Origin of the sequence: Fimbriimonas ginsengisoli Gsoil 348 (assembly GCF_000724625.1) — a bacterium.
In the GTDB taxonomy this organism is placed as follows: Bacteria; Armatimonadota; Fimbriimonadia; order Fimbriimonadales; family Fimbriimonadaceae; genus Fimbriimonas; species Fimbriimonas ginsengisoli.
On the sequence record NZ_CP007139.1, the window covers coordinates 4410434 to 4429994 of the forward strand.

At 61.3% G+C, this 19561-nt stretch carries 19 protein-coding genes; 14 read left to right on the plus strand and 5 right to left on the minus strand.

Features of this window, described 5'->3' with window-relative positions:
- Window positions 1-10: 10 nt before the first annotated feature.
- Complete coding sequence (locus OP10G_RS19810; RefSeq protein WP_025228695.1) at window positions 11-727, minus strand: succinate dehydrogenase/fumarate reductase transmembrane subunit; 717 nt, start codon at window positions 725-727, stop codon at window positions 11-13.
- A 57-nt stretch (window positions 728-784) separates the two neighbouring features.
- On the opposite strand from OP10G_RS19810, the gene galE reads away from it, so the two are divergent.
- From galE to OP10G_RS25150, 8 genes are all read left to right on the plus strand, one after another.
- Window positions 785-1768, plus strand: coding sequence for a UDP-glucose 4-epimerase GalE (galE, locus tag OP10G_RS19815; protein ID WP_038473443.1), 984 nt, complete (start codon window positions 785-787; stop codon window positions 1766-1768).
- Window positions 1769-2092: 324 nt separating this feature from the next.
- Complete coding sequence (locus tag OP10G_RS19820; RefSeq protein WP_025228693.1) at window positions 2093-3046, plus strand: UbiA prenyltransferase family protein; 954 nt, start codon at window positions 2093-2095, stop codon at window positions 3044-3046.
- Between the two features lie 156 nt (window positions 3047-3202).
- Entirely contained in the window at window positions 3203-3931 is a 729-nt protein-coding gene (locus OP10G_RS19825) for an SDR family NAD(P)-dependent oxidoreductase (RefSeq protein ID WP_025228692.1), read from the plus strand.
- Entirely contained in the window at window positions 3928-5379 is a 1452-nt protein-coding gene (locus tag OP10G_RS19830; protein ID WP_025228691.1) for an FAD-binding oxidoreductase, read from the plus strand. The genes OP10G_RS19825 and OP10G_RS19830 overlap by 4 nt, the downstream gene beginning before the upstream one ends.
- A gap of 164 nt (window positions 5380-5543) precedes the next feature.
- On the plus strand, window positions 5544-6905 hold the full coding sequence (locus OP10G_RS19835; RefSeq protein WP_025228690.1) for a C1 family peptidase: 1362 nt from the start codon (window positions 5544-5546) through the stop codon (window positions 6903-6905).
- 133 nt (window positions 6906-7038) lie between these two features.
- A complete protein-coding gene (locus tag OP10G_RS25145; RefSeq protein ID WP_052547859.1) occupies window positions 7039-8016 on the plus strand; it encodes a DHH family phosphoesterase in 978 nt (325 codons plus the stop codon).
- Window positions 7998-8873, plus strand: coding sequence for a tRNA pseudouridine(55) synthase TruB (gene truB, locus OP10G_RS19845; protein ID WP_025228688.1), 876 nt, complete (start codon window positions 7998-8000; stop codon window positions 8871-8873). Before OP10G_RS25145 ends, truB begins: the two co-directional genes overlap by 19 nt.
- Entirely contained in the window at window positions 8860-9348 is a 489-nt protein-coding gene (locus OP10G_RS25150; RefSeq protein ID WP_025228687.1) for a DUF2752 domain-containing protein, read from the plus strand. The genes truB and OP10G_RS25150 overlap by 14 nt, the downstream gene beginning before the upstream one ends.
- A 19-nt stretch (window positions 9349-9367) precedes the next feature.
- Here OP10G_RS25150 and OP10G_RS19855 read toward each other — a convergent pair whose 3' ends face one another.
- The 3 genes from OP10G_RS19855 to OP10G_RS19865 all read right to left on the minus strand — a co-directional run bounded on the left by OP10G_RS19855 (window position 9368) and on the right by OP10G_RS19865 (window position 12219).
- Entirely contained in the window at window positions 9368-10327 is a 960-nt protein-coding gene (locus OP10G_RS19855) for a 1-aminocyclopropane-1-carboxylate deaminase/D-cysteine desulfhydrase (protein WP_144241270.1), read from the minus strand.
- Window positions 10328-10504: 177 nt separating this feature from the next.
- Window positions 10505-11716 (minus strand): threonine ammonia-lyase, encoded by a 1212-nt coding sequence (ilvA, locus tag OP10G_RS19860; RefSeq protein WP_025228685.1) that lies wholly within the window; start codon window positions 11714-11716, stop codon window positions 10505-10507.
- Window positions 11717-11745: 29 nt separating this feature from the next.
- Window positions 11746-12219, minus strand: a complete 474-nt coding sequence (locus OP10G_RS19865) for a hypothetical protein (protein ID WP_025228684.1) — start codon at window positions 12217-12219, stop codon at window positions 11746-11748.
- Window positions 12220-12329: 110 nt separating this feature from the next.
- Between OP10G_RS19865 and OP10G_RS19870 the strand changes: the two genes are divergently transcribed.
- From OP10G_RS19870 to rplL, 6 genes are all read left to right on the plus strand, one after another.
- Complete coding sequence (locus tag OP10G_RS19870) at window positions 12330-14195, plus strand: glutamate mutase L (RefSeq protein WP_025228683.1); 1866 nt, start codon at window positions 12330-12332, stop codon at window positions 14193-14195.
- 6 nt (window positions 14196-14201) lie between these two features.
- Complete coding sequence (locus OP10G_RS19875; protein ID WP_025228682.1) at window positions 14202-15770, plus strand: ABC transporter substrate-binding protein; 1569 nt, start codon at window positions 14202-14204, stop codon at window positions 15768-15770.
- Between the two features lie 208 nt (window positions 15771-15978).
- On the plus strand, window positions 15979-16764 hold the full coding sequence (locus tag OP10G_RS19880; RefSeq protein ID WP_025228681.1) for a hypothetical protein: 786 nt from the start codon (window positions 15979-15981) through the stop codon (window positions 16762-16764).
- Between the two features lie 113 nt (window positions 16765-16877).
- On the plus strand, window positions 16878-17789 hold the full coding sequence (locus tag OP10G_RS19885; RefSeq protein WP_227624982.1) for a hypothetical protein: 912 nt from the start codon (window positions 16878-16880) through the stop codon (window positions 17787-17789).
- Window positions 17790-18073: 284 nt separating this feature from the next.
- A complete protein-coding gene (gene rplJ, locus OP10G_RS19890) occupies window positions 18074-18751 on the plus strand; it encodes a 50S ribosomal protein L10 (RefSeq protein ID WP_025228679.1) in 678 nt (225 codons plus the stop codon).
- Window positions 18751-19149 (plus strand): 50S ribosomal protein L7/L12, encoded by a 399-nt coding sequence (gene rplL, locus OP10G_RS19895; protein WP_420810113.1) that lies wholly within the window; start codon window positions 18751-18753, stop codon window positions 19147-19149. The genes rplJ and rplL overlap by 1 nt, the downstream gene beginning before the upstream one ends.
- A gap of 60 nt (window positions 19150-19209) precedes the next feature.
- On the opposite strand, the gene OP10G_RS27525 is transcribed toward rplL, so the two are convergent.
- Window positions 19210-19419 (minus strand): hypothetical protein, encoded by a 210-nt coding sequence (locus OP10G_RS27525; RefSeq protein ID WP_144241271.1) that lies wholly within the window; start codon window positions 19417-19419, stop codon window positions 19210-19212.
- Window positions 19420-19561 lie beyond the last annotated feature (142 nt).

The window sequence follows — 19561 nt, forward strand, 5'->3', positions numbered from 1 at the left end:
GGGAAGCCAGCTACTGCGTGCCTTGGGGCATCGGCGGGATCGGGGCGTCTCTGACCGCGGCCGGTGGCGTTAGCGGTTTGTTCATCAAGAAGCCGGCGAGGGCGCCCCAGCCGAGGAGGGTGATCGCGATGGTGAAAACCAACGAGAACTTCTGGACCTGGCGTTGCGCCTTATCGCTGATCGTGATGCCCCACCGGATGCAGAAATTCCAGATCCCGTAGCCGAGATGGTACGACGCGGCGGCCACGCCCAGCACATAAAAGATCAGCCAAATGTAGCCGTAACTGGTCAGCTTGGTGTACCAGGCTTGGTACAGGAGCGGCTCGGCGGAGTTGTTGAGGTACTTCTGCCCGGTCGTCGTTGCCACATGGATGGCGAGGAAGAAGAACAGGAATAGCCCCGACCAACGCTGGAAAACGAACATCCGGTTTTGCGACCAGTTGTATTTCGTTCCGATGAAGTTCGGTTGCGCACGGAAGCTGATGAAGACTCCGTAAATCGCATGAAAAAGCAGCGGAATCCAAATCGCGACCAGCTCGATCGCCAGCAAGAAAAACTTCGGCATGCTTTCGAAGAAGCCGATCACGCCGTTGAATTTCTCCGGCCCCGCCAGGCTGAACGAGTTCAACGCCAGGTGCTGAACCATGTAGTAGCCCACCGGAATCACGCCGGTTAGCGAGTGCAGCTTGTGCAGCAGGTAGTTCTCTCGGTTCAGGGCAACCGCCATCGAAACCAAGATTACCCCTGCGGCATCCCCGTTAGGACACCGGGTAGCCTCCAAGACATGATTCTGGTGCTGGGAGGGGCCGGGTACATCGGCTCGCACATGCTCAAGCTGCTGCGAGAAACGGGTGAGTCCCACCTCGTTTTCGATAATTTCGAGGAAGGACACCGGGAGGCACTGTTAGGCAGCCCGTACGTGCAGGGCGACCTGCGGAACCGAGACGATCTGCGAAAGCTGTTTGCCGACCACCCCGACATCGACGTCGTCATGCATTTCGCCGCCTACATCGCGGTTGGCGAAAGCGTGGAGCAGCCGGGGAAATACTTCACCAATAACACCACCGCGGTCATCGGGCTGTTAGAGGAGATGCGGGCCGCCGGCATTGGCAAGTTCGTCTTCTCGTCTACCGCCGCTATCTTCGGCGAACCGCATTACGTGCCGATCGACGAGGCGCACCCGAAAGATCCCACCAGCCCTTACGGCGACAGCAAGCTGATGGTCGAGCGCATCCTAAAGGCGTTCGACGTGGCGCACGGCTTCAAGTCGGTCTGTCTCCGCTATTTCAACGCCGCCGGGGCCGATCCGGAGAATCGGATCGGCGAAGACCACCACCCGGAAACCCACCTCATCCCGGTCGCGATCCTGGCCGCGATGGGTAAGAAGCCGAGTCTGAAGGTCTTTGGGACTGACTACGACACTCCCGACGGAACCTGCGTCCGCGACTACATCCACGTTCTCGACCTCGCCCAAGCGCATCTCCTGGCGGTTAAGCACTTGAGGGCCGGGGGAGATTCGCGCCAATACAATCTCGGCAATGGGCAAGGGTTCACCGTTCGGCAAGTCATTGACGCGGTCGAGCACGCCACCGGTCTCAAAGTTCCGAACGAGGAAGCCCCCCGCCGCGCCGGCGACCCGGCGAAATTGATCGCCAGCTCCGATCGGATCCGCGCCGACTGGGGTTGGAATCCACAATACGGCGACTTAAAAGTCATCGTAGAGCACGCTTGGAATTGGCACAAGACCCATCCTGAAGGTTACGCGTAAATCTGGAGTCCGCCCTTTATCCCGAAGGGATTCCGTCCCCAAGCGAAGGGTTGCCCGCTCCCGCGGGCAACCCTTGTATGGGTGCCCACAAATCCCAAACCCAAAGGGGTTGTGTCCGGCCGAAACCCCTTTTTGGGGTAGGAATGCGGTGCGCCGTACACCAGGAGCTCGTGCCTCGCAACCCTTCGCTAGGGGGCGCAATCTCTTCGAGGTTGGGGACAGGTTTCAGCCACCTTATCCGTTTAAGCGGGATAAACCGCTCTTGTGCGAACGGCTCCCGCGACTCGCGTGTTCGTATAATCGGGCCGGAACGAACCAATGTCAGTGTTAACGCCCGAGCCATCCGCCCACGAAGAGCCGCCGATGGCCCCGCGCTCTTCGGGCGTGGCGTTGATCAAGAGCGTTGTCAAGCTGATCCGTCCGAAGCAGTGGGCGAAAAACCTCCTGGTCTTCGCAGCGCTCCTGTTCACCGCGGGTTACCACCACCCGGATCTGATTCTCCGCTCGGTTGCCGCGTTTTTCGCGATGTCGATGCTGAGCTCGTGCACCTATGTGTTTAACGACCTCATCGACATCAAACGCGACCGGATGCATCCCAAGAAAAGGTTTCGCCCCTTAGCCTCCGGCGCTCTGTCGAAAGAATCGGGGGTGGCGCTAGGAACCGGACTGCTCTTTGCGGGGGTTCTTGTCGCGTTCGGTCTCGGCAAGGGTCCGATCGTCATCGCGATCGTTTACTTGGGGATGCAGGTCCTGTACAATTGGCGACTCAAGCACACGCCGATCGCCGATGTTTTCACGATCGCGGTCGGATTTGTGCTTAGGGCAGTCTTGGGGGCGGCCGCGATCAAGGTCCTCATTTCGGGATGGCTCCTCTTCTGCACGGGCGCGCTCGCCCTCATGCTCGGCTTCGCCAAGCGCCGCAACGAATTTATCTTGCAAGGCGAAGACCGATCCAGCAGCCGAGAAAGCCTTGTCCACTACAACCGGGCCGCTCTCGATGCGATCGTCATCATGTTCGCGGCGGGCGCCGCTATGTGTTACGGCATCTACACCCTCCAAAGCCAAACCGCCCACAAATACCCGGCGTTGATCCTCACCTCGATCTTCGTCTTTTATGGGATCACACGCTACATCTTGCTGATCTTCACCATAGACGAAGGGGGCGAACCTGCCGATGTACTCTTCAAGGACCGCCACATCATCGCTTGCGTCATCCTCTTCGTCATCTCCGCCGTCCTGGCTATGAGCGGACTCAGACTACCGATTTTGGAGCAGTGAGGGCGTTGAGGGGATGTGGACTGTAGCTTGTGGATTGTGGCTTGATGGGACGAATGGGACATATGAGACTCATCGGACCCATGGGACCCATCCGTCCCATCAAACAAGGTAAAGCCGCACACTAAAACGCCCAACGCCCAACACCCGAATCTACACATGCACGACTACAAGTTCGCCATCGTTATCGGAGCTTCCTCGGGGATCGGGGCGGAGTTGGTTCGGCAGCTCGCCCAGGAGGGCGCCCGGGTAGCGGCGGTGGCTAGGCGGGGGGATCGGTTGGAGGCTCTCGCGTCCGAATTCCCGGGCAAGATCATCCCCGTTGAGCATGACGTTACCGACTTCGACGCCGTCCCCGCGCTGTTTCAAGAGATCACCGGCAAGCTGGGCGGACTCGATCTGATCGTTTACGCCGCCGGTGTGATGCCCGAAGTTGGAGCCCACGAATACGACTTCCAAAAAGACCGCCAGATGATCGAGGTGAACCTTCTCGGCGCGATGGCATGGCTGAACCAAGCCGCGATCCGGTTCGAGAATACAAAGAGCGGAACCATTGTGGGGATCGGCAGCGTGGCGGGTGACCGGGGGCGCTCCGGACAGCCGGTCTACAACACCAGCAAAGCCGCTCTGACCACCTACCTGGAGGCGCTCCGAAACCGGCTCTGCAAGCACGGGGTTCGGGTGGTTACGATCAAACCGGGTCCCACGGCCACCGAAATGACGTCCCGCCTGCACATGAAAGGGATGATGGACCCGGCGAAAGTGGCCGAAATTACTCTTGAGAAGAGCCAGCGGACCGGTGAACACTACATCAAACTGACGCACCGAATCGCTTTCGCCATTATCCGGCGTATTCCAAGTGGGATCTTCCGAAAACTGAGCATATGAGTCTCGCCACCCTTTCTGAACCCACCGAGGTCGAACTGGCTCACGCGCCGCTTCTTGCGTCTGAGCGGATCGCACGTCAGGCAGGATACGGCATGCGGTCGGCGGCGGACGGCTATCTTTTCCGTCCGACTTCGGTCGACGAGATCAGAGCGATTCTTTTGTTGGCGAAGGAGACGGGGAGGCAAATCACCTTGCGAGGGGCCGGGCGAAGCTACGGCGACGCCAACATCGGCAGCGAGACATTGGTGGTCGACATCGGCCGCATGCGTCGCATCCTCTCCTGGGATCCGTCGACTGGCCATATCGACTGCGAAGGGGGCGTCACCATCGAAGGTTTGTGGCGGCACACGATCGAGGACGGCTATTGGCCGCCGGTCGTGAGCGGCACCATGTACCCGACCCTCGCCGGCGCCCTCGCCATGAACATCCACGGGAAAAACAACTTCCGGGTGGGCACATTGGGCGAGCAGGTCGTCGATATGGACGTCCTGTTCCCCACCGGCGAGCTTCGCACCCTAACGCCGGCGGACGATCTTTTCTATTGCGTGATCAGCGGCGCGGGTCTTCTTGGAGTCATCGTCCGAGTGAAGCTCAAGATGAAGCGGATCCACAGTGGCGACCTTCGGGTCTTGGCCACCGCGCCTCGAAACTGGGACGAACAGTTCGCCGAATTCGAACGGCACGAGCCGAATGCCGACTACATGGTGAGCTGGGTCGACTGTTTCGGACGGGGCACAGAATCGGGCCGTGGCCAGTTCCACGCCGCCTGGTACATGGACGATGGGCACGAGTTCTCCTCCTCGTTCCGTCCTGAGCATCAAGATCTTCCGGACACCATCATGGGGTTGGTACCCAAGTCGGTGGTTTGGCGTTTCTTGAAGATCCTCAATAACCGCTGGGGCATGCGCTTCATCAACTGGGGCAAGGATTTTGCCAGCAAGACGATTGGCAACAACAAGGTCCACCCGCAGAGCCTCGTCGGCTTCTCTTTCCTGCTCGACTACGTTCCGAATTGGCGTAATGCCTACCTACCGGGCGGGTTCATCCAGTACCAAACCTTCGTTCCGAAGGAGCACGCGAAGGAGGTCTTCGCCCGTCAGGTCGCCATGCAGCAGGAAGCGGGATTAGAGTCGTTCCTCGGCGTGCTCAAACGGCACCGCCCGGACAAATTCCTGTTCAGCCACGCCGTCGACGGTTACTCGCTGGCCCTCGACTTCAAAGTCACACGGGAGAACTGGTCACGGCTGGAGAACCTTTGCCACCGGATGAACGACGTCGTCCTCGCCGCCGGCGGTCGCTTCTATTTCGCCAAAGACAGCACCCTCCGACCGTCGGATGTCGACGCGTATCTCGGCGGTGACACCCTCTCCCGCTACCGCCGCTTAAAATCCGAGCTCGATCCCGATGCGCTTCTGACTCACAACTTAGCGAAGCGCTTGGGGCTCTAGCTCCGGCGGACCGCTGGTCTCCAGACCGGCGCCCCTCGGTACTCCGGATCATCGGCGAGGGCACCGACGCTATGGGCCGGATTTCTCCAGCCCCAACCCCCTCCTCATCGCACAAACATCGACGAGGAGGAGGCTCCGGACGTGCGGAGTGATACGATAACGGTATGGATCTCGTCCAGACCTCGTCGTCTGCCGGAGCGCTTTCGCCGGACGACCTTCGCGGGTTTCAATCCGCTTTCGACAACGACCCCGCCTATCGCGCGGCGATGAATGCGGTGACCACGACGACGGTCACCCAGGTCGCTTTGAACCGCCGGAAGGCGGCGTTGGTGAATCATTCGTTCAGCGTCCATCTTCCCGAAAACCCCGCGACCTCTCAAAAATCGAGCGGGAGATGCTGGATGTTCGCCGCCTTGAATACGTTCCGCACGAAGGCCCAGCAGGTGATGAACATGGAGGCCGGATTCGAGTTCAGCCAGAACTACATCTTGTTCTGGGACAAGCTGGAGAAGGCGAACTACTTCCTGGAAAACATCCTCGCTACGCTCGATGAACCGGAAGGGAGCCGTCTGCTCGATTGGCTGATGGTCGCTCCGCAGAACGACGGCGGGCAGTGGGACATGTTCGTGAACCTGATCCAGAAGTACGGGGTCGTTCCCAAGTCGGTGATGCCGGAAACCGAAAGTTCGTCGTCTACCGGCCGCATGGCCGACTTTGTGACGACAAAGCTTCGAGAATATGCCTGCCGGTTGCGCGGCGCTCACCGAAGCGGAGCCTCGGAAGGCGACCTTCGCGAGCAAAAACAGGGCTACATGACCGAGGTGTATCGGATGCTCTGCATCCACCTCGGCGAGCCCCCTTCCCGCTTTCAGTGGCAATGGCGCGATAAAGACCGCGTCTTCCACCGCGCCGGGGCGCTTACTCCTCAGGAGTTCTACGCAAAGTACGTCGGCGTCGACCTCTCAGAGATGGTCTGCCTAATCCACGATCCTCGTCCCGGGCATGACTTCAACCGCGCGTTCACGGTCAAGTTCCTGGGCAACGTCGTGGGCGGCCGTCCCACCGAGTATCTGAACGTGGAGCTCGATGTAATCAAGCAGGCGGCGATCAAGCAGTTGCAGGCCGGCGATTCCGTCTGGTTCGGCTGCGACGTCGGCAAGCACCTCCACAAGGACCTAGGCGTTATGGACCTCGACCTGTACGACTTCGACCTGGTGTACGGAACGACGCCCGCCATGTCGAAGGCCGAGCGGCTGATGTACGGCCAGTCGCTCATGACGCACGCGATGGTCTTCACCGGCGTCGATCTGAGCGACGAGGGCAGGCCTTCGAAGTGGCGGGTCGAAAACTCGTGGAGCGCCGAACCCGGAGACAAGGGTTTCTTCCAGATGACCGACCGTTGGTTCGACGAATACACCTACGAGGTCGTCGTGAGCAAGAATCACGTTCCCGGGGACTCGCTACGAGCCCTCGAAGCGGCTCCCGTCGAGCTGGAACCGTGGGATCCGATGGGAAGCCTCGCGTAGTGCCGGCATCCTTGCCGGCATCTTCTCCAGTGTCCCCCCGGCATCCCTGCCGGGAAGCGCCGGTACGCCCAGCGATGGCGGGCGAGTACAATCTCCATTCATTGAGACCCTCCACCATGCATTGGGGGATGGCGTGAGCGTCGCACCCGAGCTCGCGTCGGCCTTTCGGCAAGAGCTGGCGAATGCTTCGTCGGTGCTGATCGGTACCCACCTGAATCCTGACGGCGACGCGCTCGGCAGCGCGCTCGCCATGTCGATGTATTTGGATTCCATCGGGGTCGAGAACGAGGTGATCTGCCATCACCCGGCGCCGCGCAACCTCCGCTTTCTCCCCAAGGTGCAGTCGGTGCTGCAGGAGCCGACGAGGGAATCGTACGATCTCGGAATCGTCCTCGACCTCGACTCGCTCGAACGACTGGGGCGAACCGAGCCGTATTTCGCGAGGTGCAAACGGCTTGTAGTGATCGATCACCACATTCCCCACACCGCGCCGGGGGACTTGAGGATCGTCGACACGTCGGCGGCGGCCACCGCCGTAATCCTCACCCAGCTTCTCATCGAGCTGAAAGCGGTGATCTCGCCCGAAATGGCCACTTCCCTGCTTACCGGCATCGTTACCGACACAGGCTCTTTTCGATTCCGGAACACGACTCCCGAGGCGCTCGCTCTATCCGCTTTCCTGCTCGAGCACGGCGGCAGTATCACCCAGATCAGCGAAGAGGTCTTCCAAAGCAAGACGCTTAGCTCGGTGAAGCTGCTCGGCCACACACTGGAAGTGATGCGGCTCGCATGCGACAACAAAATCGCGTGGAGCGCACTCAGCGCCGGCGATTTTGAGATGGCCCATGCGGAGGATGAGGACACCGAAGGGTTCGTCAATGAAATGCTCTTCGTCACTTCGGTACAGATCGCGGCCCTCATGCGGGAACCCAAGCCAGGCAAGATCCGGTGCTCGCTACGCTCGCGAGGCGACTTCGACGTGGCCGAGGTCGCGCGCTACTTCGGGGGCGGGGGGCATCGAAACGCCGCGGGATGCACGCTAGAAATGCCGCTCGAAGAAGCAGAAGCACGACTCGTCGAGAGGCTCAAGATTTGCTTGGCATCCTGCTAGTTCGAAAGCCGCCGGGGCTGACGTCGCACGACGTCGTCAACGATATTCGCCGTCGGTTTCACACCCGCCGCGTCGGCCACGCCGGTACCCTCGACCCGCTTGCGACCGGATTGCTCGTGGTTGCGGTTGGTCCGGCCACCCGATTTTTGCAATACCTGCCGCTAGAGCCCAAGGTGTACGAAGGGGTTGTCCGATTCGGATACTCCACGAACACCTACGACGCGGAGGGCGATCCAAGCCCTAGCCGACCGCTGCCCGAGGACCTCCCGGCCGCTATTACCGAGGCATTGCCGGCATTCACGGGGCTGATCCAGCAGTTGCCGCCGATGTTCAGCGCCGTCAAGGTGAATGGCAAGCCGCTCTACAAATACGCCCGTGGCGGGCAAGAAGCGCCGCGGCGGGAGCCCCGGACCGTCCACATCTCCGAATTCACGCCGCTATCGTTCGACGGCGCCGAGGTGACATTTCGGATCGTTTGCTCCGGTGGAACCTATATCCGCTCATTGGCCAACGATCTTGGCGAGGCGATCGGCTGCGGGGCCTACCTCAGCGGCTTGGTCCGGACCGGGGTCGGTAGGTTCTCCCTTGATCAAGCCGTCGATCTCGCGGAAGCGCGTCCGAGCGACCTTATGCCACTTCACGAGGCGCTGCCGCCGATGCCGTTGCTGCAACTCGACTCGGGGCAGACTCAGCACGTGCGGGAAGGGCGAACCATCGGGATGGGCGAGCCACCGGACAATTTTCTCGTAGGGTTATTAGAGCCTGGAGGAACCGTGTTTAGCGTGGCACGGGTCCAAGGAAACCTCCTTCAGCCGGAATGCGTTATTCCTGCCGAGGTGCTCGATGAAGCTGTATAGACCGGAGTCGAATCCCCGGCGTCTTCTGGGCCAGCTCCTGTGGTTCGGAGCATGGGCCGCGGTGACCGTGATCGCCGCGCTGCTTCACCCCGACAAGCATGGCCACGGCACCCATCAACAACTCGGCCTGCCGCCCTGTCCCAGCGTCCTCCTTTTCGATCGTCCCTGCCCCGGATGCGGGTTGACGACGAGCTGGACGGCCCTTATGCATGGTGATTTCGCGCATGCATTCGCCGCCCACCCGCTCGGTCCACTCCTCTACCTCGCGTTTACGATCAGTGCCTTCCTTTGCCTTTACGGATGGCGCAAGGGCCTGCTGTTGGAAACCGACACGCCGAGCTTCAACTGGCGATTCGGCGTCGCTTTGACCATCTTCCTTGGTTTCGGCTTCTTCCGAATGGCCACCACCCCCCACTTCGCCTCCCCCCAAGAGCGCTTTATGGTGAGCTTCGATCGCGAAATGCGATCCAGGTGATCCAGAGCGGCTTCATTCCCTAGGCAAAGAGCGCGGGAGTTCCGCCGGTATGCCAGAACAGAACTCGACCGCCAACCCGCTTCTCCTCGGCCAACTGAATCAATCCTGCGAACGCCTTTCCGGAGTAGATCGGATCGAGGAAGATCCCCTCCGCCTGGGCTAATCGCCGGATAGCGGCCTCACCGGCTTCGCTCGGCACGCCGTAACCGGCGCCGACGAACCGAAAATCAAGGTGGAAGTCCTTGGCGGCAAGCCGGACTCCCTGACCAGCCAGGTCATCTACACCGCCGGCAAGGCGGGCGAAATCTTCCGCGATCTCGGGCTCCGGGTCGCAAGCGATGCCGATAACCTCGGTCGCACTGCCAAAGTGTCGATAGGCGAGGCCGGTATGCGTGCTGCCGCTCGAGCTGGCGAACACGATCTGGTCGAAGGCGGGCGCTTGCTTCTCAACCTCGATCGCGGCTTGGTAGAAGGCATACGCGCCGAGAGGCGAAGAGCCGCCGATCGGAATTCGGTAGACCCGCTTTCCGCTTGCTTCGTATTCCCGCGCCAGTTCCTCGGCCAACTCATAGAGCTCCTCCCAGGTGCCGTTCGGATGAACGCGTAAGTCGATCCCGAGCAAACGGTCCAGAATCACATTTCCGCCTTCGGCCTTCACGGCGTCCGCCGGAGGAGGAATATCTTCGTACGGCAGCGCCATCGTGGCAGCCGCGCAGACCTTGTGAAAGCGCGAACAGGCCGCCCCCAGTTGCCGAATGAAGTTCGACTGCGTGGAGCCGCAAGAGACGACCACGTCGGCGTCTTGGTCCAGCACATCCGCCATAAGGTATTCGAGCTTGCGCCCTTTATTCCCCCCAAACGCGAACCCGGTCAGGTCGTCGCGCTTGATCCAAAGATCTAAGCCCAACTCCTCCGACATCCGGTCGAGCCGGTGAAGCGGCGTCGGGCTGAGAATCAAAGGGACCTTAGCGGGGCTCACGTTACGAAGTATGGAGTCTCCCTACGTCCGAAGCCTACGGACCGCCGGTCTCCAGACCGGCCTCCCCGTCCTCGACGCCGGGGGGCATCGGCCCGCGGGACGCCCCGGCCGATTCCGGTGTACGGAAGGTACACCGGAATCATCGGCGAGGGCGCCGACGCTACGGGGGCGGCGAGGCTACTTGACGACGATCCCGCGTTCTCGTAGCTTTTTCCGGAGCCGGGCGAAATGCTCGTTGTCGCGTGTCTCGACGACTACCGTCACCTCGACCTTCGAGACGTCCGCGCTGGCGAAGGCGCGCTCGTGGGTGATTTGCTGGACGCTCGCGCCGGTATCGGCGATCGTCTCCGCAAGGAGCGCCAGTCCCCCGGGGCGATCCGAAATCACCGCTCGGAATTGGGCCAGCCGCCCTCCCTGCACCAGACCGCGCTCGATTACCCGACCCAGGACCGTGGGGTCGATGTTTCCTCCGCAGAGAACGATCACGACCTTCTTCCCCTTAAGGTCCGCCAGTTTGCTCGACATCAGCGCGGCGAGGGGAGTCGCCCCGGCCCCTTCCACCACCCCTTTCTCCAGCTCGACTAGCCGCAGGATCGCCAAGGCGATCCTGCCTTCGTCGACGGTAACGGTTCGGTCTACCACCTTCCGGGCGATCTCGAAAGCTCTCGGCCCCACCGTGGGCACCGCCAAGCCATCGCCGAGGGTCGGCTCCATGTGCGTCAGGATCGGATGGCCCACTTCCAGGGCCGCCTTGTACGAGGCCGCATTCTCCGGTTCAACGCCGATGATTTCCGTATCCGGCCGGAGAGTCTTCACCGCCAGACCAAGCCCGGCGATAAGTCCCCCGCCCCCGATGGGCACAACGATCGCATCGACGTCGGAGACCTGTTCCAAGATCTCGAGGCCAAGCGTTCCCTGCCCGGCGATCACATCGGCGCCGTCGAAGCCGTGGATGTAGGTTAGGCCCTCGTCGACGACGAGCTCGTCCGCCCGCACCTTCGCCTCGCCGATATTAGAGCCGTGAAGCAAGACCCTGGCTCCAAATGAAGCCGCCCGCATCTGCTTCACGAGCGGAGCGAACACCGGCATCACGACGGTCACCGGAATGCCCAAATCCCGGCCGTGATAGGCGAGCGCCAGGGCGTGGTTCCCCGCCGATGCTGCGGTAACCCCCTTACGGCGCTGTTCTTCCGACAGGAGTAACAGCGCGTTCCGGGCCCCGCGTTCCTTGAACGAGCCGGTGCGCTGCAGATACTCCAGCTTCGGAAACACCCGGCACCCACACAATTCGGAGAGCAGCGGCGATTCCGAACACGGGGTTTTCAGAACGCCGCTGGCGATTCGCTCGCGCGCAGCGACTATTTCCTCGAACGTAACGTCGTTCGGCACCCTTATAGGTTACTCGGCCCGGTCCGCTCTCACTTCTTGGTCAGTACGAGGTTGCCGTTACCGAGAAACTGCGCGTTGTCGGGACCCAGCAGCCGGTAGCTCGAACTCAGCGGGTCGGTTAGGGGCTTCCCTCTCCTGTGCGTGCCGGAAAGAGTTCGGTTCCCTTCCCCAGTGAATTGAAAGTTTGCCTCGAGGACCGTTGCGTCCGTTCCGCAAGGATGAGACCAGTCGATCACCGTTCCGCTGACCGCCGCGCTACGAGCCGTCGAGGCTTCGGTCACCGTTCCGGACACCTTGCCCAATATATCCACCGACAGGTCGAACGTTAGGTTCTTCCCGGGAGCGCCCACCGACGTGATCGTAAAGGCGCCGTTATAGTCGCCTACATATGTCGCGTTGGATGTGCCGGAGTCGGCGCCCCCGCACGGCTCGAGCCCTCCACAGCCGATGAGCAGGCACTGGACCGCGAACAGCAATGTAAACCGGGCTTGAAAGTGCCTCATGACGTTTGTCGATAGTGTCGCATTAGCGGCTTCTTGCACAGGTACGGAGCGCGAAATAGCAATTACCGGCCCACGGTCCCTCCGGCACGTCCACGGCTATAATTCGAGCCATGTCCAACGACATCCGCCGCATCGTCGCCACCGACTGCGGCTCGACCACCACCAAAGCGATCCTGATCGAGCGAAACGATACGACTGGCGAGTACCGCCTGGTTGCCCGCGGAGAAGCACCGACGACCGTCGAGCGTCCGTTCGAAGACGTGACCCTCGGCGTCATGAACTCGATCACCGAGCTCGAGGAAATCACCGAGACGACGGTCCCCGCGGGATTCAGCGCGGGCCGTCGAGTTCTTCTGCGTGATGGTCGCGTGTGGCGACAGCTAAAGCAGGGGAATCGGGACACGAGCAATGTTGGCGGACCGCTGGACAGCTCGGATCTATATGTCTCCACCTCTTCCGCCGGAGGCGGCCTGCAGATGATGGTCGCCGGGGTCGTTAAGGCGATGTCGGCCGAATCGGCCGAGCGGGCCGCGCTCGGCGCCGGCGCCATCCTGATGGACACCCTCTCGGTCGACGACGGCCGTCGCGACTACCAAAAAGTCGAGCGGCTTCGGCAGCTCCGCCCGGACATCATCCTCATGTCCGGCGGCACCGACGGCGGAACCAAGGCTCACCTTATCGAAATGGCGGAAGTCGTCCGGCGCGCCGACCCTAAGCCTCGATTCGGCGACATGAAGCTTCCGATCATCTACGCGGGTAACAAGGACGCCGCCGAGGATGTCGGCAAGGTGCTCGGCGAGTCAATCCAGCTACAAGTGGTCGCAAATCTCCGCCCCACGCTCGACCGGGAGAACCTCGGGCCGGCGCGCGAGGAAATCCACGAGATGTTCCTCGAGCACGTCATGCAGCAAGCCCCCGGCTACTCCAAGTTGCTGGAATGGACGAGCGAGGAGGTCATGGCCACCCCCAACGCCGTCGGGAAGCTCCTCAAGGAGTACGCGGAGAACGAGAAGATCAACGTTCTCGGCGTCGACATCGGCGGCGCCACCACCGACGTCTTCTCCGTCTTCCTCGCCCCCACCGGTGAGCGGATCTATAACCGCACCGTCTCGGCGAACCTCGGGATGTCGTACTCGATCTGCAACGTCCTCAAGGAGGCCGGAGTCGAGAACATCGCCCGGTGGCTGCCATTCGAGATCGACCCCGCGGAAGTGCGAAACCGTCTGCGGAACAAGATGATCCGCCCGACGACGATTCCGCAGACCTACGAGGATCTGCTTATCGAGCACGCTGTCTCTCGCGAGGCGCTCCGCCTCGCGTTCGAGCACCATAAGTCGCTTGCCCGCGGCCTCACCGGCTCGGCTCAGCAACGCGACGTCGGCCAGATCTTCGACCAGCAGGCGAGCGGTCAGACGCTTGTCAAGATGATGGAGCTCGACATGGTCATTGGCTCCGGAGGCGTTCTCTCGCACGCTCCGCGGCGCGCTCAGTCGGCGCTGATGATGATGGATGCCTACCAGCCCGAAGGCGTAACGATGCTGACCGTCGACAGCATCTTCATGATGCCCCACCTCGGCGTGCTTAGCGAGCACCTGTACGAGGCGGCCAAGCAGGTCTTCGAGCGCGACTGCATCGTCAAATGCGGCCACTGCGTAGCCCCGGTCGGAGCCGGCAAGGAAGGCGAGCCGATGGTAACGATCACCGGCGACGGGATCAATGAAACCGCGAACGTAGGGGATCTCAAGGTGATCCCGTGCGGAGTCGGCGAGTTCAAGAACGTGACGATCACCCCGACCAAGAACTTCGACGTCGGCGAGGGCAAGGGCAAAGCCCGAACTGCTCGCCTGGAAGGGGGAACCGTCGGCATCATCATCGACGCCCGCGGCCGCCCGTTCAGTGTCGATCTCAGCACCCCGAACCGCGTTCAAAAGCTGCGAAGCTGGCTGCAGGCGTTCGGCCTACCGTTGCCCAAGTAGGGGAGAGTGGCAGCCCGTCGGTTCATCTGTTTCGGACTTTGCCTGGCCGCAACCGCATGCGGCCCAAAGTTTTCGGCAAAGTCCGGGTCACCGGCCGACACTCTGACGTGGGCCATCCCCTTCGAGCTGACCACCCTCGATCCGGCCACCGCGACCGAGGGCCGCGCCTTCGATGTGCTTCGCCAAGTGTACGAGGGGTTGCTTGCGATCGACGAGCGGGGCCAAGTCGTGCCCGCCCTCGCCGACCGATGGGAAATTAGCGACGACGGGAGGACGTATCTCTTTCACCTCCACCCCAGAGTCCGGTTTGGGGATGGCCGACCGTTTACCTCCGCCGACGTCGTAGGAAGCTACGAACGGGCCTGCCTCCCGGAGATGCGATCCCCCCTCGCTCCGGACTATCTCAAAGATATCGTCGGCGTCGACGAAGTGGTGAAAGGCGCCGCTCGTCACCTTGCCGGTTTACGAGCGGTCGACCCTCTAACTGTAGAAATTAAGCTGCGCGAGCCGAGACCATCCTTCCTGAGCCGCCTCGCTTATCCGGTTTGCGCCATCGTACCGGCTGGATCCCCCGAGATCCGAGATGCGGCGCAGATGATCGGCACCGGTCCCTTCATCCCGGTGAGCCGTACTACGACCGGGTTGGAGATGAAGGCAAACCTCGCCTACTGGGGAGGCACTCCCAAACTCTCCCACCTTTCGATCCGGTTCGTTCCCGATTCCGGCACGCGGCTCAACTTATTTAGAACGGGTGAAGTCGATCTAACTTCGGTGCCATCCGGTGACGTGCCCGGCGTCCGCCGAGAACCAAGCCTTGCCAAGGCGCTCGTCGTCACACCGCGTGCGGATGTCTCTTATCTTCAGTTCAACGCCATCTCCGAACCGGTTCTCAAGGATCCGCGGGTCCGCCGCGCCTTGGCGTTATGCATCGACCGAAAGCGGATCGCTACCGATATCTCAGGCGGAGTTCCAATCCCCGCCGCCACCCTTATCCCTCCTGGAGTGCCCGGGCATGAAGAAGCCGACGTACCACCAGCCGACCCTGCAGCCGCCAGGCGTCTGCTAGCGGAAGCCGGATATCCCGGAGGGAAACGGTTTCCTCCTATTCAAATCGCCTACCAAGACACGCAACGTGAGAATCCCGCCGTCGAGGCGATCGTAACCATGTGGCGTAAGGAGCTGGGGATCGAGGCGACGGGGCGCGGAATCCCCGCTCCGGCGCTTCGCGAAGCGAATCTGGCTCGCCGTCTTCCCTGCTTCTTTACCGCCTGGGTGGGGGACTATCCGGACCCGGACGACTTCGCCTCGATGCTCCTCCGCACCGGAAGTTCCGCCAACGGATCTTCCTACTCGAACCCTCGAGTGGACCAGATGCTCGACGCCGCCGACCGAATGCCTCTCGGACCGGCGCGGCTCGAACGGTACCGCGCCGCCGAGACGGCTGCACTGGCGGATGCTCCCATCGTGCCGCTTCTTTTCTTAAGGGATGCCGAACTAGTAAGCGGTCGCGTGCAAGGCTTAAAGCACGGCGCGTTCGGACATTCATCGTTCTCGACCGTTTCGGTGCGACCATAAGACGCAGGCCGAACGGCCTAACTCGCTATGGAAATCGACCTCCAATCCCTCGGATGTAGCGATCCCGGTTCAGATCATGTTAGGATGTTCGCAAAGTGAACGCCTTATCTAGCAGTAACTGCTAAGAGTGCTAGCTTCCATTTGGTATATTAGGTTGCTCCGGTTAGGGCTAAAGAAGACCCGGGGCAAAAGGTTGGGAGGAATTGCGATGAGTGTTTGGAGAAAGAAGATCGGCGGTCTATTACTCGCCAGCGTTGTTACGGCTGGACTGGCTGGCTGTGGTGGTAACACAGGCGGAATTCCGTCCACACCAACGAACAATACGGTCACCGTCGACGGTGGCATCGAGAGCCAGGAAGGAACAAGCCCGAACGCGGTGCCCAGTTCCGACGACGGCGGCCTTGTCGAGTTGACGCCGGCGGGCGAGACCGCTCCGATTCAGGCGGCGGTGCCCCCCGGAGTGTCCATCGCCGCTGGAGAGTCGGTGGCGATCATTCCCAGCGACACGACCCTTCTGGAGGGTCTTGAGGGCGGAGCCGATCGAAATGCGGGCGACATTACGATAAACGGCCATTTTTGGAAAGGGGTCCGGGTCGTCAAGGGCAGAATTCGGCCTGCCGTGGTTCTGCCGGCCGGTACCTACAATGTTCGGCTCGACGGGCCATTCGTCGTTCGACAAGGCGCTAACCGCCTCGACGTTCAGGCGTTCGTGTTCCATTTCCGATCCGACGGTCACCACATCTCGCTGCCGAGAAAGCTAAAGGGTCAGATTCCGGCGAACGGTTCGAACAACTGGACGAACTCGATCACCGCGACGTTCTACCCGGCGTTCGCTTCGGGAACGGCCAACCTGCACATCACCCACTTGAACGGCACGCTTAACAAGACGGTCGCGCTTGTTGGCAACACGGCAACGTTCACCGACATTCAGAACGACACGCAGTCGCACATCCCGTCTCAGGGCGTGCAGGTCGTTGAGTTCACCCACCTCTAAGCCAATAGGTTTAGATGGCGGAACGCAATCGGGGCCCCGTTGGGGTCCCGATTCTTTTTTGTCAGGAAGGTCGATGGTGTATGATCGTTGCGACCTTGCGTCTGTCCATCATCATGAAATTCTCCCTTTCCACCGTTGCGGTGCTCGCTATTGCCTCTTTCGCGACTCTCGGGTTAGCTTCCGAGTCGCGGCGTCAAGGAGGCTCCGATTTCTACCTGCCGACAGAAGGCATTCGGTGGACAAGTCCGATGGCAATCGACGCTCGGCCCGTCGCGCGCGGCGCTTTCGCATCCGTCTCGGAGTATTTCTCTTCTTATAAGGGCCGCAAGTTAGAGATGAGCGAGATCGTGGTTGGAGCCGCGGTCGACGAGCGAATCTCGTTCTGGGTTTCTCGCCAGAGCTATCTCGTGAAGGGTCGAAGCTCCACGAGCCGTTTCCGAGTCAACGCCAACTCTTACGGCGCCAAGTGGGTGGTGCGTCCGCCGAACGAATTCGACCGCAGTTCGATTGCGTTGGAATTCGAAACCGTGAAGCCCGAAACTGCCGTGGCGGTCACCAACTCGGCGTCGGCAACCTTCGGCGCCACCCGGAACAATCGCTTTGCCGTCGATTACGGATTTGGTAATGGCCTCCAAACGCAGCTTGGGTTTAGCTCCATCAAGGGGGCCGGAACCGGCGATGCCCGGATCTTCACCCTCGGCGTCGGAAAAGACTTGTCCCTGAAACCGAATCTGGACCTTCGCCTCCAGGGCGAGATCGCCGGGCAGTGGTACACGGACACAGTAGAAACCGTAAACGGCCAATTTAAGCCGGTTCTGTACGCCGCGCTGGGATACCAGACGTCCAAGGCGATACGAATCGAACTGGACGGCTCCCTCTTCCCAAGTGGCATGCCGCTCGAAAGCGGCCGGTTCACCGGCCTCAGCAGCTTCCAGATCTACCGCCCCGGCGGTGTGGCGGAAGGACTGCGAACCGACGCCATCGGCTTCGGCTCCCTCCGGTTGGTCCTAAGCGGGAAGTTTTAAGGGGAAGGCGTTGGGCGCTAAGGCGTTGGGCGTTAAACGCTACGAACCTTTGTTCTGAAAGCGAAACGCTGGCCCAACGCCCAGCGCCCAAGAAAAATATGCCATACTCTCCCCGACTCTGAAGACAGCCGGTGGCATCCGCCATAACGACCGAAAGGTCGGCCAGCCGAGGGGGCGAAAACTGGAAACGGATTTATACGCGCCGGGATGCCAGCGTGCCGGGACCTCCGCCACTTCGACCTGGGCGGAGGTCCCGATTGTTTTTGGGGGCAGGTGTCAACACCATGCCAACCGCAGAAAAATCACGCACGATAGAGCAAACCAAGGAGTGGTACTCCAAGGCCAGCGGCGTGGTCTTCACAGACTATCGCGGTCTGAAAGTGAAGGAGATCCAGCAGCTTCGCGCCGACCTTCGAAAGAAGGGCGGAGAGCTGCATGTGGTCAAGAACACTCTCTTCCGCATCGCCGCCGGCGAGGACGCCGCCAAATTGCCCGCCGATCTTCACAACGGCACGACCGCATTCGCGTTCGTGTTCGAAAATGAGCCGGACGTCGCAAAGGCGCTCCTCGACTATGCGAGGACCAGCCGCAAGCTCGTCGTCAAAGGCGGATTCTTCGGCGGTAGGGCGCTTACGACCAAGGAAGTGGAGACTCTCTCCGAACTTCCGCCACGAGATGTGCTCATCGCACAGGTTATCGGAGCGATCGCCGCGCCGCTGACTACCCTCGTCGGTACGATCGAGGCGCTTTACGCCGACCCCATCCGCGTCATTGGCGCGGTCGCCGACAAGGTCGGCGAGGGTGCCCAGCCCGCTGCTGGCGACTCGAATTCCCCCGAGGCTTCCGCCTCGCCCGACCCCGCCGAGCCGGAAGCCGAATCCGCGCCGGAGGCTGAAGCTGCGCCAGAAGCGCCCGCTGAGCCGGAAACCCCGGCCGAAACCGAATCCACGGAGAACGCATAATCATGCCCACCGCAGTTGAAACCCTAGTCGACCAGATCAGTGGAATGACCGCCCTCGAGCTGTCTGAGCTGAAGAAGGCCCTCGAAGACAAGTTCGGCGTCACCGCCGCCGCTCCTTCCTTCAACCCGGCGATGTTCGCCGGCATGGCTCCCGCCGGTGGCGGCGCGGCCGCCGTTGAGGAAGAGCAGACCGAGTTCGACGCCATCCTCACCGAGGCCGGCGGTCAGAAGCTCCAGGTCATCAAGGTCGTCCGAGAGCTCACGGGCCTCGGCCTCAAGGAAGCCAAGGACCTCGTCGATGGCGCCCCCAAGCCGATCAAGCAGGGCATCAGCAAGGACGATGCCGAGAAGATCAAGGCTGCCGTCGCCGAAGCTGGCGGTACCGTCCAGATCAAGTAAGACCCCTTACTACACAAAAGAGCGCCCGTTCCGTAAAACCGGAACGGGCGCTCTTTGCTTTTATCGCGAGGAAGGCCGGACTTCTTCCATCTGCTCGGCTTCCGGCACCACCTGAGCCAAGGCGCTCACGAACGGTTCCACCGGCACCGAGTGGCTCCAACCGTCGTCTCCGTTCGACGAGAGAAACTCGGCCGTCACGTTCCCTTCGTGCCGCTCGACGAGAACCGATCCTTCGTCGGTCTCGGTCCGAAACGATCGATTGCGTAACACGTTCACCAGATTGTGAGGAGCACACGGAAACGAATACTCCTCCTCGCTGTCGCGGCTGAACCGATTAACGACTAGGTTAAGGCTGGTGTCGGGATATGCCCAAAGCTCGAGGCATCGCGACGAATTGTCGCCACCTCGTTCG